General features: G+C 43.7%; 12 protein-coding genes. 8 read left to right on the top strand and 4 right to left on the bottom strand.

Annotated elements, in window-relative coordinates:
- The first annotated feature begins 1 nt into the window (after position 1).
- The 5 genes from QWZ17_RS18840 to QWZ17_RS18820 all read left to right on the top strand — a co-directional run bounded on the left by QWZ17_RS18840 (position 2) and on the right by QWZ17_RS18820 (position 10,774).
- Entirely contained in the window at positions 2–1,498 is a 1,497-nt protein-coding gene (locus QWZ17_RS18840; RefSeq protein ID WP_290306845.1) for a RagB/SusD family nutrient uptake outer membrane protein, read from the top strand.
- A gap of 397 nt (positions 1,499–1,895) precedes the next feature.
- The gene (locus QWZ17_RS18835) at positions 1,896–4,682 is read left to right on the top strand and encodes an alpha-L-rhamnosidase (protein ID WP_290306844.1); all 2,787 of its coding nucleotides are present in this window, start codon (positions 1,896–1,898) and stop codon (positions 4,680–4,682) included.
- Between the two features lie 439 nt (positions 4,683–5,121).
- Positions 5,122–6,273, top strand: coding sequence for an acyltransferase family protein (locus QWZ17_RS18830; protein ID WP_290306843.1), 1,152 nt, complete (start codon positions 5,122–5,124; stop codon positions 6,271–6,273).
- Positions 6,274–6,288: 15 nt separating this feature from the next.
- Positions 6,289–8,574 (top strand): beta-N-acetylhexosaminidase, encoded by a 2,286-nt coding sequence (locus tag QWZ17_RS18825; RefSeq protein ID WP_290306842.1) that lies wholly within the window; start codon positions 6,289–6,291, stop codon positions 8,572–8,574.
- Positions 8,575–8,584: 10 nt separating this feature from the next.
- The gene (locus QWZ17_RS18820) at positions 8,585–10,774 is read left to right on the top strand and encodes a GH92 family glycosyl hydrolase (protein WP_290306841.1); all 2,190 of its coding nucleotides are present in this window, start codon (positions 8,585–8,587) and stop codon (positions 10,772–10,774) included.
- 163 nt (positions 10,775–10,937) lie between these two features.
- Here the strand turns inward: QWZ17_RS18820 and QWZ17_RS18815 are convergent, their stop codons facing one another.
- Positions 10,938–11,753, bottom strand: a complete 816-nt coding sequence (locus tag QWZ17_RS18815) for an SDR family oxidoreductase (protein ID WP_290306840.1) — start codon at positions 11,751–11,753, stop codon at positions 10,938–10,940.
- Positions 11,754–11,858: 105 nt separating this feature from the next.
- Between QWZ17_RS18815 and QWZ17_RS18810 the strand changes: the two genes are divergently transcribed.
- Positions 11,859–12,395, top strand: a complete 537-nt coding sequence (locus QWZ17_RS18810; RefSeq protein WP_290306839.1) for a lipocalin family protein — start codon at positions 11,859–11,861, stop codon at positions 12,393–12,395.
- Positions 12,396–12,436: 41 nt separating this feature from the next.
- Here QWZ17_RS18810 and QWZ17_RS18805 read toward each other — a convergent pair whose 3' ends face one another.
- A complete protein-coding gene (locus QWZ17_RS18805; protein WP_290306838.1) occupies positions 12,437–13,054 on the bottom strand; it encodes a NanQ anomerase/TabA/YiaL family protein in 618 nt (205 codons plus the stop codon).
- A gap of 284 nt (positions 13,055–13,338) precedes the next feature.
- Between QWZ17_RS18805 and QWZ17_RS18800 the strand changes: the two genes are divergently transcribed.
- Positions 13,339–16,071: an MBG domain-containing protein gene (locus tag QWZ17_RS18800; RefSeq protein WP_290306837.1), complete on the top strand. Its 2,733-nt coding sequence runs from the start codon at positions 13,339–13,341 to the stop codon at positions 16,069–16,071.
- Positions 16,068–16,754 (top strand): hypothetical protein, encoded by a 687-nt coding sequence (locus QWZ17_RS18795; protein ID WP_290306836.1) that lies wholly within the window; start codon positions 16,068–16,070, stop codon positions 16,752–16,754. The genes QWZ17_RS18800 and QWZ17_RS18795 overlap by 4 nt, the downstream gene beginning before the upstream one ends.
- Positions 16,755–16,886: 132 nt before the next feature.
- Here QWZ17_RS18795 and QWZ17_RS18790 read toward each other — a convergent pair whose 3' ends face one another.
- The gene (locus tag QWZ17_RS18790; RefSeq protein ID WP_290306835.1) at positions 16,887–17,276 is read right to left on the bottom strand and encodes an SRPBCC family protein; all 390 of its coding nucleotides are present in this window, start codon (positions 17,274–17,276) and stop codon (positions 16,887–16,889) included.
- A gap of 43 nt (positions 17,277–17,319) precedes the next feature.
- Complete coding sequence (locus QWZ17_RS18785; RefSeq protein ID WP_290306834.1) at positions 17,320–17,937, bottom strand: DinB family protein; 618 nt, start codon at positions 17,935–17,937, stop codon at positions 17,320–17,322.
- Positions 17,938–17,940 lie beyond the last annotated feature (3 nt).

The raw sequence follows: 17,940 nt of genomic DNA, 5'->3' as shown, positions 1-17,940 counted from the left end.
CATGAAAAAGTATTTATATATTTTTATCCTTACAGTACTTGCCATCTCGGGCTGTAAAAAAGATTTTTTAAATCTTCATAATGAGGATACCCAAAACAAGGATAATTTTTTTAAAACCCAAAAGCAGTTTGTACAAGCCATCAATGGCGCTTATGCCCCGCTGCAAACACTATATAACGGCTATTTTTGGTCGATGGCAGAAATGCGCTCAGATAATACCTCCTATGAGTATGACCCTAATGACCGTTCAACCTCGGTAACCTTTAAAGAAGAGGTTGATGAATTTAGGGAGTTGAATAGCAATGAAATAATCGAGCAGTTTTTTGGCTTAAGCTATACGGATATTGGTAGGTGTAACTTAATATTGTTGAATTTACCTGCGGCTAAACTGAATGCTGCCGTTGCCGATACCATAGCCGGGCAGGCCAGTTTTTTACGGGCCTTTAATTATTTTAACATGGTGCGTTTATATGGCGATGTGCCATTGGTGTTAACAGATATAACTTCCATAAGCGATGCGTTTAATGTTGCCAAAAGAACATCGGCAGCAAATATATACACGCAAATAATAGCCGATGCACAGGACGCCATTAAAAAATTACCGGTAAACTATCCATCGCCAGCCGATAAGGGAAGAGTAACCAAAGGCACCGCCGAAACCATGCTGGCCGAGGTTTACATGACCCAGCATAAATTTGATTTGGCCATACCTTTGTTACGCGCGGTTATAGCGTCTAATCAATATCAGCTGAATGCCAATTATGCCGATAATTTTGACATCCATAAGAAAAACGGCCCCGAATCTATTTTTGAAATTCAATACCAGGAAGGCCCCAATGGTTTAGGTAGCGATTTTGTTGATACATTTATTCCCTGGGATTATTATGATACCGATATAACCGGCTTTGAGATTAACAACGGCCAGGTTAACGGCTGGAACATCCCTACGCAGGATCTTTTAAATGCCTATGAAGACGGCGATAACAGAAGGGAGGCATCAGTAACTGATTTTACCTCAAATGAGTATGGCATAGATTTGCCATTTATCAAAAAATACCAGAGCATAGGCGCTGTTCAGGGTATCACCGCTAATGATTTCCCGGTTTACCGGTATGCCGATGTTTATCTTATGTTGGCCGAGTGTTTAAATGAGCAGGGCTTTGCCGGCGGTGGTGATGCTTTTAAGTATTTAAATCTGGTTCGCCAGCGTGCCGGGCTTGCACCTAAAACAATGGGTAATGCCGATGAAGCACTTAACGTAGCAAGCCAGGATGCTTTTCGTGATGCCATTGCACATGAGCGGCAGATTGAGCTTGCTTTTGAAAATCACCGCTGGTTTGATTTGCTGCGTACCGGCAAAGCTGTTTCGGTTATGACAGCGCATGCCGTTAGGGAAAGGGCATTTAAAAAAGATTCATGGACGATAAATCCCGCAGCCTACACCAACATCCGCCTGCTTTATCCGTATCCGTTAAATGAAGCTAACCTGGAACATTGATAAAGCTGGTTTTAATATTCAAAGCAAAAAACAGGTAGCTCCTATGGAACAAAAAAAGCTTTGATGATCGTAGCCGCTATGCGGCATCTTGTACGCGCAATATCATTTTGTATTGATGATTGGTTTTGAACAAGGTGGTTTTCAAAAAATCTTATGCCGCATCGCGGCTAACGGTTTGTAGAAAATAATAACGGCGGATGGAGATGCCGCATGGCGGCTACCTGTTATGGTTATTAAAGTCTTCTCCTTTAAATTTTAAAACAATTACACGCTTTTTAAAATCGTTACGGGGTGGTATTGCGTTTATATATAATTACCACATCATTTTTACCTGTTTTATAGCTAAAATATATGGGGTAACTAAAACAAAAATCGTTCTTAAGCTATATTTAATGGCATGAATTATATTCAATTAACGGGTGTGCTCAAAAAGGCAGGCTTAAGTATCGTTTTACTGTTTCTTTTAAATAATATAAGCCCGGCGCAGGTTCAGCCTTTGCCCGTTCCGCTCAGGGTCGAAAATCTCATCTGCGAATATAAAACCAATCCCATATCGGTTGATGCCGCCAACCCGCGTCTTAGCTGGAAACTGGTTACCCAGGATAGGGGCATCCAACAAACATCCTACGAGATCAGGGTAGGTAATAACGCCGTATCATTAACCAAAGGTAAGGGCATCATTTGGGGTACAGGGCGCATTTACTCGGCTCAATCCATACAAATTTACTACGGTGGTCCTATGCTTACTTCGCGCCAAAAGGTTTACTGGCAGGTGCGGGTTTGGAACAACAAAAACCAGGTAAGTCCCTGGAGCATGGTCAACTTTTGGAAAATGGGTTTGTTGAAGCAAAGCGACTGGACAGCGCAATGGATTCAGGATACCTATCAATCAGATACCACCGGCGGACCCACGCCCATGTTCCGCAAATCATTTAAGTTAGATAGAAAGATTCGTGCCGCGCACCTGTACATAACAGCTCACGGTGTTTTTGAAGCCCAGATTAATGGCAAACGCGTCGGCGAAGATTATTTTGCACCCGGTTGGACAAGCTACAACAAGCGCCTGCAATACAATGTGTATGACGTTACCACCAGCATTTTAAAAGGCTTTAACGCCATTGGCGTAACTATTGGCGATGGCTGGTATCGTGGGTATACTTATAACCGAAAAAAAGATGTATACGGCAAAAAATTGGCCCTGCTTTGCCAGTTAGAAATTGTTTACACCAACGGGCAGCGCGAAATAATCAACTCTGATAAAACCTGGAAGGTAGCCTATGGGCCAATTCGTTCTTCCTCCTTTTTTGATGGTGAGGAGTACGACGCCCGCAAGGAGAAACCGGGTTGGGCAACCGGCACGTACAAAGATGCCACTTGGGATACGGTTAAAACAGATACTACCATAAAAGCCAACCTGATAGCTACATCGGGACCTACGGTTAAAAAACATGAAAAGTTTAATCCGCTTAAAGTACTCACCACACCGGCGGGCGAACGGGTGGTCGATTTTGGTCAAAACCTGGTAGGCTGGGTTCAGTTTAAGTTAAAGGCTAAAGCCGGCGATACCATAAGGCTGTTCCATGCCGAAGTGCTTGATCAAAAAGGAAATTTTTACACTAAAAACCTGCGTACCGCCAAACAGGAAATTACCTATGTTTTTAAAAGTGATAGTGTAGAGACCTACGAGCCCCATTTTACCTTCCAGGGTTTCAGATTTATGAAAATAGTAGGATATGATGGTCCGCTTGATTCCACAAATGTGGCTGCTTACGCGCTGTATTCAGATATGGCGCAAACCGGCAGTTTTTCTACCTCAAACAAACTCGTAAACCAGCTACAGCATAACATTCAATGGGGACAAAAAGGTAATTTTATTGACGTGCCTACCGATTGCCCACAGCGCGACGAGCGTATGGGCTGGACGGGGGATGCCCAGGCCTTTTGCCGTACAGCTACCTTCAATATGGATGTGGCCGGCTTTTTTACCAAATGGTTAAAAGATCTTCAGGCCGATCAGCATAAAGATGGAGCCGTACCTTATGTAATTCCCAATATGCTGGACAGTACATTATCGGCGGCATCTGGCTGGAGCGATGTTGCCACCATAGCGCCCTGGAATATTTACCTGGCCTATAATGATAAGCAAGTATTGCAGCAGCAATACAACAGCATGAAAGCATGGGTAGGCTATATACAGCGCCATAGCCGCAATTATTTATGGGATACCGGCAATCACTTTGGCGACTGGCTGTTTTACGCCGGCACCAATTACGAAGATGGTGCTGCCCTTACCGATAAAAACCTCATAGCACAGGCCTTTTACGCGCATTCAACCCAATTGCTCATTAACGCCGCCCGTATTTTGGGGCATAGCGATGATGTACAGACTTATACAAAACTGTTATACAATATTAAACAAGCGTTCAATAGCGAATATGTAACACCGAACGGGCGCATGATATCAGGCACGCAAACATCCTATGTGCTTGCCCTTAACTTTGATATGCTGCCAGAAAACCTAAGGGCGAGCGCCGCTAAAAGACTGGTGGGCAACATTGAAGACTATGATGAACACATCACCACCGGTTTTTTGGGTACACCATACATCTGCCACGTTTTAAGCCGTTTTGGGCGTACCGATATTGCTTATGACTTACTAATGAAGGAATCGTACCCATCGTGGCTGTATCCCGTTAAAAACGGTGCTACCACCATTTGGGAGCGCTGGGATGGTATTAAACCTGATGGTAGTTTTGAAGACCCCGAAATGAACTCCTTTAACCACTACGCCTATGGTGCCATTGGCGATTGGTTATACCGGGTAGTTGCCGGTATCAATACTGATGAAGACGACCCCGGTTTCCACAAAATAGTCATCGCCCCGCACCCGGGCGGTAAGCTTACCATGGCACAGGCCGAATTGGAAACCCTGTACGGAAAAGTTAAATCGGCGTGGACGATTGACCAGGGAATATTTACCTTAGATATTGTAGTACCACCCAACACCACCGCCCAGGTTATTTTACCATACGTAACCGACGCGATAACTGAGAATGGCCTCGATATTAACACAGTAAAAGAGATTACCGACATAAAAAAGATTGGAAACGACGAGCAGTTTGCCGTTGTATCTGGCAGCTATCATTTTGTGTATACCCTGAAAGTGCAGGGAAAAAAGAATTAATTTTTTGGATAAAGGATTTTTGGACAAAGGAGCAAGGACAAGGGGCGGCCTTTTGCGATTTTAAGGAGTTAAGGATTTTTGGATAAAAGAGCAAGGACAAAAAGCGGGGTTTGCGCGATTCCCCTCTTGAGAGGGGCGGAGGGGTGTGTTTTGTACGTGCGGCAATTGAACGCTGTAAAACACACCCCTGCTATCGCTCAAATCCATCGCGCCCCCTCTCAAAGAGTGGATTTGAAAAGTGGGCTTTTTTAAAGATGTATAGTAATTGAAGGGGTGGAGTTTTCCTGGTATTTGGTGAGAATTTCGATTTTTACGATAATGTAGAGACGCAATATTTTGCGTCTCCAGCTATACAGGGCGAAATTGCATATCCGATTTGCACACGGGAGACGCAAAATGTTGCATCTCTACAGAAAAATATAAATAGAAAACATCATCCATGACAGATACCGTAGTTGGCGATAAAGCCACCAGCACCAGCAAACCAAGGTTACTTTCACTCGATTTTTTTCGTGGCTTTACCGTCGCGGCCATGATCCTGGTTAATGACCCCGGCGATTGGGGACATATTTACTGGCCGCTGGAACATTCCAAATGGAATGGCTGCACCCCAACCGACCTGGTGTTTCCCTTTTTTCTTTTTATGGTAGGTGTATCCATCGTATACGCTATGCAAGGCAAAAAAGCCGACGGGGCTAACCACAGTAAGGTTATCCTGTCCATTTTGCGCCGTACCGTAATTATTATTGCCCTGGGTATCTGTTTACCTTTAATCAGCGATTTTCAGTTTGCTCACCTGCGCTTTCCGGGTGTGTTGCAGCGCATAGGCTTGGTGTTTGGTATTACAGCTATATTGTACATGAAAACCAATATCCGTACGCAAATCATCATCGCGGTAAGCTGTTTGGTTGGTTACTACCTCATCATGACTTTTGTACCCGTACCCGGTGTGGCACATCCCAACCTCGAAAAAGAAACCAATTTGGGTGCTTACATCGATAGAATGGTTTTTACCACCAACCACCTCTGGCAAGCCTCCAAAACCTGGGACCCTGAAGGGCTTTTAGGTACTATCCCCGCCATTGGTACCTGTTTGCTTGGTGTATTTACCGGCACCTGGCTTAAAAGCGGTAAGGTTAAAAACGGCAATGAGATATTTAAACTCACCGGTGCTGGCTTGCTGCTGGTTGTTTTAGGGCTGATATGGAATACATTTTTCCCAATCAACAAACAATTATGGACAAGCTCATTTGTACTACTCACCGCGGGCTTGGCCGTTATCATCCTGTCTTTATCCTATTGGGTTATTGATATAAAAGGCTACAAAAAATTAATTCCGCCATTTCTCGCTTTTGGGCGTAACGCGATTGCAGCGTATGTTTTGGCTGATGTGATCCCCGAGGTACTGTCGCTTATCCCGGTAACAGATAACGGGCATAAAACCAATATATGGAGTTATATGTATTTTCATATGTTAACGCCAAATTTTTCGCCGGAGAATGCCTCGCTTATTTCGGCAATCATGACTGTTATTATTATTTTTATTCCAGTTTGGATATTGTATATCAAAAAGATCACTGTTAAAATTTAACATCCCCAAGTCAGCATGAACAACTATCATATTCAAAAAGTAAAATCGGCTATTGTATTAGTATTGGCTATCTGTCTGTCGGTATCCGCAAAAGCGCAGTTGCACATTATCCCGCAACCCCTGCATCTGACGGAAGGTAAAGGCGATTTTTTGCTGAGCAGCAAAGCCATGATCGGGGTTGATAAAGAAAGCGAAGCTGTGGGTAAATACCTGCAAAATTATCTTGCTAAATACTATAGGCTCAACTTACAACTCAAGGTATATCCCAAAGTGCCTGCAACAGCCGCTATACAACTTATTACCACCGCCGGCGATAAAGAGGGCTCATATGCTTTGCATGTAAGTACCGCCGCTGTCAGGATTTATGGCAAAGGCGCCGGCGTATTTTATGGCGTGCAGTCTTTAATTCAGTTATTGCCCGAAAAAGCGATTACCCCGCTAAAACTTGCCGTATGTACCGTGGCCGATGAACCGCGTTTTCAATGGCGCGGACTAAGCCTTGATGTATGCCGTCATTTTTTTACGGTAGCGGAGGTAAAGCAATATATTGATGTAATGGCGCATTATAAACTCAATGTATTTCACTGGCACTTAACGGATGATGAGGGCTGGCGTATCCAGATCAATAAATATCCAAAACTGACCGAACTTGGTGCGCGCATTACTTATTACGAAAAGCAAGGCAAATTTCGCAAGTTAGATAACCTGATTGATGGCGGCGGCAAGGATGGTTTTTATACCCAGGCCGAAATTAAGGACGTGATCAAATACGCGCAGGACAGATTTATAACCATTTTACCCGAAATTGAAATGCCCGGCCATAGCGAGGCCGCTATTTTTGCCTATCCCGAATTAGGTTGCCAGGATTCGACCGGGGCTAAACACCGTGTGCGCATGTTAGACCCAAGCGAGCATACTTTCAATTTTATGGAGGATGTGCTTACCGAAGTGATAGCGTTGTTCCCTAATCAATACATCCACGTTGGCGGCGACGAGGCCGAAATGGTGGACTGGCTTAAAAGCCCCACCGCGGTAGCCCTGATGAAAAAAGAAGGGCTGAAAAGTGAGAAAGAAGTGCAAAGCTATTTTATTAAACGGATAGAAAAGTTCCTGATCTCTAAAAATAAGAAACTTGTCGGCTGGGACGAGATACTGCAAGGTGGTTTGGCCGAATCGGCAACGGTAATGAGCTGGCAGGGTGAGGCCGGTGGTATAGCTGCTGCCAAAATGCACCATCATGTGGTGATGACACCGCTACCTTACATGTACTTTGATGCCCCGCAAGCCAGCGAAGACCTGGAACCGATAGGATGGAACCCAACGGTAACCTGGCAAATGGTGTACAACTATGAACCGATGTCGAAAGAGTTAAGTCCCGAAGAAGCGGAGTATGTATTAGGCGCGCAGGGGAATATCTGGGCCGAGAAGATCCCTACGGCATCGCACCTGCAATACATGGTTTACCCAAGGGCTTTAGCCGTGGCCGAGTTAACCTGGTCGGCAAAGGAAAATAAAAATCTGGATAGGTTTGATTATAAAATGAAGCAGCAATATGGCTATTTCAAACTATGGAACTGGAACGCCCGCCTGCCCGATATTGTAGGCATGAACAACATTGTAACCAACAGTAACCAATTTGGCCTGGTATTGAAATATCCATTGCTGGGAGCACAGGTACGCTACTCGCTTAACGGCAAAATGCCCGATAGTTCGGCAAAGCCGCAGTTGTTTCCCATCAAGATCAATACCATGCTGAAAGATACTCTCGATATTAAAACCTATACTACCTGGACATTAAACAAACAGCATATTTTACAGGAAGCTACCATACGCCATGTGGATATCAGTCCGGTGGTAATTGACCAGGCCGCGCTTACCCCCGGCTTTAGCTATAAGCTTATCAAAAGCAAGGAATATAATATTGATAAGGTAGATACCACGCAATTGGTTACCACGGCTATCATTAATTCTGCAGCGCCAATGGTGTTGCCGGTTACAGATGGCAACCTAACCTGGGTAAAGCTGAATGGCTTTATCAGGATTAATACAGAGGGTGACTATCAAATTACCTCGGGTTTTTTGGTTAGCCCGGCCTTGTTTATCAACGGCGAGCAAATCATATACCGGGGTAAGGATAAGTATGCCCAGCCTCAAAAAGGGATGCTGCATTTGAAAAAGGGGGCTTACGCTATAACCGGTCATTATATTGCCGATAACATGAATCGTTTAGAGGATTTAGTGGTCATCAAGGCGGCCGATGGTAAGGTGATCGATCCGCAGGCTTACATGTTCCATCAATAAAATATTGCTTATGAAATGGAAGGGACTCGTAAAAAACGGTTTAGCGTTACTTTTTGCTGTTATAGTTTTCAGAGCTGGCGCGCAAAATCTGGGCAGGTATGTTAACCCTTTCATTGGTACATCGGCAACCGGGCATACCTTTCCCGGCGCTGCTGTTCCCTTCGGATTAGTGCAGCTAAGTCCCGAAACCGGTAACTTTGGCTGGAACTACTGCTCGGGCTATCGTTACGAGGATGCCGTGATCACCGGCTTTGCCCATACCCACCTGAGCGGCACCGGCGGTGTTGATTTGGGCGATGTATTATTTTTTCCTTTTCAGGGAAATACTCCCGCGAAGTTTGTGAGTAAATTCTCGCATCAAACAGAAAAAGCTTCGCCAGGCTATTACAAAGTTGATTTAAGCGATAATAAGATCAAAGTTGAGCTAACCGCAACCGCGCATGCGGGTTTGCATCGGTATACTTTTACTAAGGCGGGTAAATCGCACATCCTGATAGATATGCAAAGTGGCCTGGTGGAAGATGCCGAACAATTAAAAGAGCACGTATCCGAAGGCAGCATCAAAATCGACAGTAAAACCAGCCTGAGTGGTTACGCGTTTACCAGCCAATGGGTAGAGAAAAAAGTATTTTTCGCCGCCACGTTCAGCAAGGCATTCACCGGTTCGCATTTTATAGATGGCGAAAACCATCGCCGATTGATTGTTGATTTTGACACCAGTCCCGGCGAAACGATAGAAGCCAAAGTTGGTATTTCTACCGTAAGTGTTGATGGTGCTCGTAAAAACCTCGCCGCCGAAACAACCGGTAAAACATTCACCCAGGTTAAGTCTGGAGCTGCAAAAATATGGGAAAGCTATTTTGCTAAACTCAAAGCGGATGGCGGCCAGGAGCAAAAGATAGCTTTTTATACCAGTGTTTACCATGCCCTTATCCAACCCAATAATATTGCCGATGTGGATGGTAAATACCGCGGTGCCGATGGCCAGGTGCATCAATCGGCAGATAAGGTATATTACTCAACGCTATCACTTTGGGATACTTACCGGGCGGCGCATCCGCTGTACACGCTCATTTGCCCCGATAAGGACGGACAAATGGTTGAAACCATGTTGCAGCATTTCGGCGTAACCCAATTACTGCCGGTGTGGACTTTATTTGGCAAGGAAAGCTACGCCATGATAGGTAACCACGCTATACCGGTTATTGTTGATGCTGCTTTAAAAAGGATTAAAGGCTTTGATAAGGAGCAGGCTTTCGCAGCTATCAAATCGACCTTAACCATAAACAAAAATCCAAAGTATAATTGGGATTTGTATATGAGATACGGCTACCTGCCGTCCGACAGTGTTAAACGCGAAGCCGTTTCCCGCACGCTGGAAGCCGCTTATGACGATTGGTGTGCCGCCCAACTGGCTAAATCGCTCCATAAAACTGCCGATTATAACTACTTCATCAAGCGGTCTGGCTTTTACAACAACCTGTTTGATAAATCAACTAACCTGATGCGGGGCAAACTTGCCGATGGTGATTGGGTGCAGCCCTTTGCCAATTTAGATAGCGGCCAGTTAGCCATTGGCGGCGACTATACCGAAGGTAACGCCTGGCAATACACCTGGCAAGTACAGCAGGATATTCCGGGCTTGATTAAACTAATGGGAGGGAAGAAGCCATTTTTAGCCAAACTCGATTCCCTGTTCACCATGGATTCCAAGGTATTTGGAAAAGGTTCAACACTTGATGTTACCGGTTTGATAGGGCAATACGCGCATGGCAACGAACCTAATCACCACATTGCTTATTTATACACCCTTGCCGGTGATGCCGCTAAAACGCAGCGATTAGTGCGACAAATTTCCGATCAGTTTTATCAGAACAAGCCCGATGGCTTATCGGGCAATGATGATTGCGGACAAATGTCGGCCTGGTATATTTTCACTGCCATGGGCTTTTACCCGGTTAACCCCGCCGATGGGCGATACGTGTTTGGCGCACCACAACTGAGAAAAATCACGCTGGCGCTATCCGGTAACAAAAGCTTTGTGATTGAAGCGGAAGGACTTTCGCTTACCCATAAATATGTGCAAAGTATCAGCCTGAATGGTAAACCTTATTTGAAAAATTATATCAGCCACAGGGATATTACCAAGGGTGGGAAGCTGGTTTTTGTAATGGGGGATAAGCCGGCGAAGGTCATTTAAGCTACCGCGAGTTTAGCATAGCGTAACTCGTGGTAAGTATAATTTAAGTTTTCAACTTAAATTATACTTCTTGGCAAAACAATGCACATAATTTAAGTTGAAAACTTAAATTAATAAGTCACGAGTTACGTTGCACTAAACTCGCGACAGCTGTATTTTAAAATTAAATCCCACTAACCTCATATCCCAAAACCTGCTCTACATTAATACTCGTCACAATTTTCCACTCTTTCAACTCATCAATAAACAGCGGTGCTTCCAGTCCCGATTCAAGAGCAGCCTTGGTGTAAAACTCAGATCTTTTAGGATGCTCCGGTGAACAGCCGTTAAATAGATGTCCAAAAGCCTGCCTGGTTAAAATTGCTTTGCTTAAGCCAATGCAATCATTTAATTGAATGAGGTTAACCGGCGCATTGCCATTCGGTATATTCGATTTGCCAGCAAAAAATCTGCCCGGGTTTCTACCGGGGCCAATTAATCCCGCAAAGCGGACGATGGTGGTTTTAAAGCCTGTTTCTGCCCTGAAAAGTTCTTCGGCCGCAAAGAGCACCTTCCCTGCTTCGGTGTTGGGTTGGGGATCTGTTAGCTCATTTACTTCGGTATTCAGATCGGCATAAACACCCGTCGAGCTGATGAAAACCACATTTTGTACCTTATTGAGTTTAATACAATCTATAATGCTCCTGATCTTATAAATAAAAAGTGCGCCTTCTCCTGATCGGGCTTTAGGCGGAATAGCTATAAAAAGTACATCGCAATCAAAAAAAGCCGGACTGTAAACTTCTTCGTCAGCGCCAAAATTCAGCAGATAGGGGTCTATGCCATCGGTTTTAAGAGTTTCCATTTTTTCGGCCGATGTTGTAGATCCCTTAACATGGATGCCATCGCTGATAAGGGCTTTAGCCAATGCCAGGCCGTACCATCCACAGCCTAAAATACTTACCGTAGTTTTGGGGTTAAATGTTGATGCGTTGTTCAATTTTAATGCTTTGGCGCAAAGGTAATTAAATAATTTACCGCGCCTGGCGCTTAAAATATGTGTTTAAAGCTTAAACTTTTTACTTAGGCCAATCGTTGTTGTTGTATGAAGAAAGAAATTTTAGCCACCTCGGTTGCTTTAGGTTTAACTGCGCTGGCATTACACGCCGCTACAGAAAAGCCGCTAAAAACCGTAAACTTCGTTGATATCAAAAAATATTTGGGCACATGGTTTGAGATAGCCGCCTTTCCACAGCCATTTGAAAAAGGCTGTTCATGTACCTCGGCCACCTATGGCTTAAATGCAGATGGCTCGGTGATTGTTAAAAACCGTTGTATTAAAGATAATAAACTAAAAGTAACCGAAGGCAAAGCCTGGGTTACCGATAAAGGAACCAATTCAAAACTGGCTGTACAGTTTTTTTGGCCTTTTAAAGGTAAATACTGGATCATCGATTTAGCTAAAGATTACAGTTACGCTGTGGTAGGTCACCCCAATCGCAGGTACCTGTGGATATTGAGCAGGCGACCAACGCTTGACGATCAAACGTATAACCAATTGGTGGTACGCGCCGCAAACAAGGGTTTTGATGTGCGCAAACTGGAAAAAACCGAACAGATTGGCGATTTTTCGCTGATATAAAAAAAGCTCCATGGTGAACAAACGCCATGGAGCTTTGTAATTTAATTGGCGGCTACTCTTATTTTAATCACCAGTTTTTTAACTACATCATACCCATCAACCTTAATGTTGGGGCGATGCACATCCGTAGGAAAAAACAGGAAAAATTCTTTTGGGGTGGCGATGTAATATTTCCCGTCTCCGCTATATTTAGCGCCATCTTTAGCTGCATCATAAGGTGATGTAACGGTGGCGTTTTCAATAGGCGTAACGCCAATCTTTTCTTCGCCACGTATCAGATATTGCAGATCAATATAGTTTTTGTGCGATTCCCAGCCCGATTGTTCAAACTCCTTAGAGGGGGTTTCGGTAATCATAGCGTATGCATTATCTCCATCAATAACATATTTGCCGGGTGCTAGTTTTTCCAGATCCTGCTCTTTTAAAAAAGTAAAGGCCTTGTCCCATACAGCTTTATTGGCCTGGTATTGTTTGGCAAATTCAAGATTGTTGGTTGAGGGGTGCAGGTTTAATTTCAGTCCGTTTTTCCAGGCTCCTTCCTTTACCCATTTATGGGCTGTTTTGCTTGTGAAAGCTTCCTGGGCATGGCTTATTTTGCCAAATGCTATAATGGCTATCAGCAATGTTAAACACTTTGTAATTTGAAATTTGCTTTTCATAGGTTATGATAATAGAGGAAGCAATTTAGGGATTTTAATTTTTAGTAGGAGCTAAAAACGGCAAGCCGTTTACAAAAGTTGAGGTATGTTTTAAAGTTATAATAACACATGGTGCCATTAAGCGTGCACGCATAACTCAATTAATATGGCAACATATGGTATAACTATTGACAATATCTTAATAGTATTAGTTGTGATAAATGTTTTGACGGTTACAATAAATTTTGATATTTTTCGGGTAAATTTTTTATCTCAAACTTTATCTAAAATCCTTATCCGAAAATATGCGGAAAATTTACTTCTCGGTATTTTGTTTAATCCTGCTGCTTTTTTCAAAATACACCAATGCCCAGGCACCTGCCATTGCCTATAGCGGCGCTGTAAAGTTTACAGTAAATCAAAAAGCAACTCTTGCTGCACCTAAAAATACAGGAGGCGCCATTCCAACAGAAGTTTATTCAAAAGTGAGCACGCTTGCTGGCAGTGGTTATTATGGCTATAAAGATACCATTGCTCAACTTGCCCGGTTTGAAAACCCGGTTAGCGTAGCGTATGACAGCAAGGGCAATATGTATGTTGCCGATGCCAATTTAAATATGATCCGTAAGATCTCTAAGGCGGGTGTCGTAAGTACGTTTGCCGGCAACCCCAAAAAGGGCGCGAAGAACGGACAAGATACTGCCGCACGATTCAATTACCCAACAGGAGTTACGGTGGATAATAATGATAACGTTTATGTAGCTGATTTTAGCAATAACATGATTCGTAAAATTACGCCAACGGGCCAGGTAAGCACTTTTGCAGGAAGCGTAAATGATGGGCACAAAAACGGGAATGGTGTTTTAGCCAGTTTTAATCATCCTTATAGCTTAGTTTTTAACCCGGTTACCGGTAATATCGTAGTTGCAGATACATATAATAATATGATAAGGCAAATTACGCTAACGGGTGATGTTACAACAATAGCAGGTACCGGCGCGCCCGGACGTAATAATGGCTTTGGGCCATCGGCAACATTCAGAATACCTTATAGTGTTGCAATTGATCAAATAGGCTTTATGTATGTAGCCGATCAGGGGAATAATTGTATTCGGCAAATAGTACCTATAGGTTCTAATGCTTTTGTAAGCACATTTTCTGATACGACTTACACATCCCCTTACGGTATCGCGGTAGATAAATCCAATCGGGTATACCTGTCAACAGTAGAATCTTATGGTATTATTCAGTTTGATGCCAGCGGCAAACAAATTGGCACCACGCCATTTTCGGGCGGTTCATATAAAACCTATAACGATGCTACAGATACGCTAAGCAGCTACCGCGGTAGCATGGGCTTAACTTTTGACGGCAAGGATAATATTATTGTTGCGGATGCCGGTAACGACCGTATCCGCAAAGTGGCGGTGAATGGTTACACGGTACACCCGCGTTTACCACTGGGCTTAAGCATTGATAGTACCGGCGTTATTGGCGGTTTACCTTTAGTGGTAGCGCCCGCTGCAGATTATACGGTTACGGCTTACAACAATACAGGATCATCAAGTGCCAAAGTTAATATCGCGGTAGGTATTGGCTCGCAAACCATTACTTTTAAAAAGTTACCTGCGGTTACCTATGGGGCTATTAAGTTTGATCCGCTGGCTACCAGTACGGATACCGTTATTAAAATTCATTATACCAGCAGCGATTTAACTGTTGCTAAAATTGTTAAGGATAGTATTGTGGTTGTAGGTGCCGGTACCACTACCATAACCGCCAGCCAGGCAGGTAATGCAAATTATACCGCGGCCTTGCCGGTAAGCCAGCTGTTAACAGTAAACAAAGCAGTATTAACGGTTACCGCCGATGATAAAACCAGATTAGTATTAAAAGATAACCCACCCTTTACGGTTACTTATAAAGGTTTTGTAAATAAAGAGGATACTACCGTAGTGACCACAAGGGCAGTGGGTAGTACAACGGCGGTTACCAGTTCTGCTGTTGGTACATATCCCATTACAGCTACCGGGGCTGTTGCCAAAAACTATTCATTTAATTACGTAGCAGGTAAATTAACCGTATTCCCGGTGCCGGTTATTGCCGCGACAGGTTCAACTACTATCGTCGCCGGCGGTAGTGTGTTGCTTTCTGCAACGCCTGCTACAGGGTATGCCTATCAATGGTCGGTTGATGGTAATGTTATTCCGGGGGCCACCAGCAATACTTATACAGCCACTAAAACAGGGGGCTACACCGTGGCTATTACCGCGAATGATTACACTTCATATTCATTATATACAAGTGTATTAGCACAGCTTCAATTGCCTCCCGATAATTTCAACCTGCAAGTTACCAGCGCAACCTGCAAGGGTAGCAATAACGGCTCTATTCACGTTACAACCAAACAGAAGTTAAAATATACACTTACATTTTCTGGCAATGGCTTAAATGATTCTTACGCGTTTACAGATACACTCACCAAGGGCGGTTTATCGCCAGGCAATTATACTTTATGTTTTTCTGTTGATGGCGAAATATTTAACCAATGCTTCCAGGTAAATGTTACCGAGCCTAAAGACCTTTCGGTGTATTCAACCATCAACAAAGATTTGAATAATTTGAATTTACAGTTAGATGGTGGCACCTCCTATAAAATTACGCTGAACAATGTTACCATGAATACTACTGAGCAATCAGTAACTATTCCATTAGCCAAAGGATATAACAAACTTTTGGTAACTACCGATAACCTATGCCAGGGCCTTGTAGAAAAAGTGATTGTTACCAATGATGATATTACCCCGTTCCCTAACCCATTCCAAAACGTATTGAATGTAAACATCGGGAACCAGAATGTAAACAACATAAGCGTAAACATTATCAATACGCTAAGCGGTAAAACGGTATATAATAACAAGTACACCAATCAATCGGGCGTAATGCAGTTTGATATGTCGGCATTGCCCGGTGGCGTTTATTACCTTAACTTAAACCTGGATAACAATAAATCGGGGTATAAAATAATAAAGAAATGAGCAAGCGAATTTTAGGTTTGATAGTTATCCTGTTCATCACCGCCTGCGGTGGCAAAAAGAACGCGCCCGCTGTTCCCGATAAAGCAGACCTTTTGGCTCCTTTAAAGGATCAGCCCTGCCTTACCGGTACGGTGCTATCAGCTACAGAAAGTTCGGTAGTTTTTAACTGGAGCGCGGCACAAAATACAACAAGTTATGATATTACCGTACGCAACCTGTTAACCCAAACCGATGCTACACAAACGGTAAGCACCAACACGGCTACAGTTAAACTGCTGCGTAATACGCCATACTCCTGGTATGTAACCTCAAAATCAAGTAAAGTAAGTACAACGACCAAAAGCGATGTGTGGAAATTTTATAATGCCGGTCCGGGTGTGGTAACTTATGCCCCTTTCCCTGCCGAAATTACCGGGCCTGCATTTGGAACCATCCTGCCATCGGGCACTACAACGGTAAACCTTGCCTGGAAAGGAAGCTCGGTAAGTTCAAACATTGTGGCTTATGATGTATATTTTGGTCCATCGGCCAATCCGGCCCTTTTTAGAAACCACACCACCGATAGTTTTGTGAACAACGTAACCGTAGGCGCAAATACCACTTATTACTGGCGGGTAGTTACGATTGATTCAAATGGGAATATATCGGATTCGGGGACGTTTAACTTTTATGTTAAGGGGTAGGGGCGCTTTTTGTGCTCATGGTTAAGGGATTTAAAGGTAGTACAAGTCAGCAAGACCATTTTAATAGAGATGCGCCAATAAAACAAGGCCGGTAAAGGGCCTTGTTTTATTATAATTCCGGTTTGTAAATTATCATTTATCCGGGCTGCCCTGGCCCAATGCTGCCAGGTTACGAAGGCTTTCGCCCACGTAAAAATTCCACGCGCCCGAGCAGGCTTCATAACACTCCATTGCCGGGGTTAAATTTTGCTGAGTAAAGGTTAGTGTAGTGAAGCCGTTTTGTTCGTCGATGTTGAAAGTAATTGTGTTTCCGGTCCATTCATCCTTTTGCTCCACAAAATTCAATTGACTATCTACGGTAAGCCAAACCACTTTTTTACCTGGTACCATTTCGGTTACTCTGTGTTTACTGTAATGTATATCGGCATGACGGTAAATAAACTCATCGCCAACTTTTTCTGAAGCGCCGTTTACGGGGCCCCACCAGGCTGCTACATTATTGATTGCCTCGTACAGGGCCATTGGTGTTTGGCTGCAGTTGAAAGAAATTGTAAGGCTTTGCATACTATTTAGGAAAATTAGCGTTCGTTTTTACTTCTTCAATCTGTTGGGTATGCCGGTTGCTATGTGCTGCTATGAGCAAAATGTACTGGTAAGTATCATAAGTACCAACAGGTAGTACCACTATATGATTGCGCAAGTCGGTGTCGGTACTTTTTACAAAAGCTATCAGTTTTTCACGATCGGCTTTGAAAGCAGCCAGCGCTTCGGGTACAGTGCTGTACGGAGAATTGGCCGGCTCCAATGCGGCAAAGGTTTTGGATTTATGCGCCCTGTCTTCAACCGCCTTTACAAGTTCATCGTCGTTAAATTTGATATCAACTTTTTTTTCGGGGTTGGGCGGCTGTGACAGGGTCGGCGTAGCCATTGCCCAAAGCTCTTTTTCTGCCGCGGCAATGTGTTTAATACACTCGGCTATGCTCCATTTATCAGCCGCCGGCTTAAAGTTCAATTGTGCGTCGCTTAAGCCTTTAACAGCAGCAAAAACACCGGCCTCGGTTTGCTTTAATAATTGGAACTCTTTTTCACGTTCTTGAGGAGTAATCCCATGAGTTGTTTTTTGTTGTGCTGGGCATTGATATACAGTTAAGATAGAGAATGCCAGGATGATAATTAATTTCATAAA

The organism is Mucilaginibacter flavus (assembly GCF_030409315.1).
GTDB lineage: Bacteria > Bacteroidota > Bacteroidia > Sphingobacteriales > Sphingobacteriaceae > Mucilaginibacter > Mucilaginibacter flavus.
The sequence above is the reverse complement of the archived record's forward strand: the minus strand, read 5'-3'. Positions and strand labels throughout refer to the sequence as shown.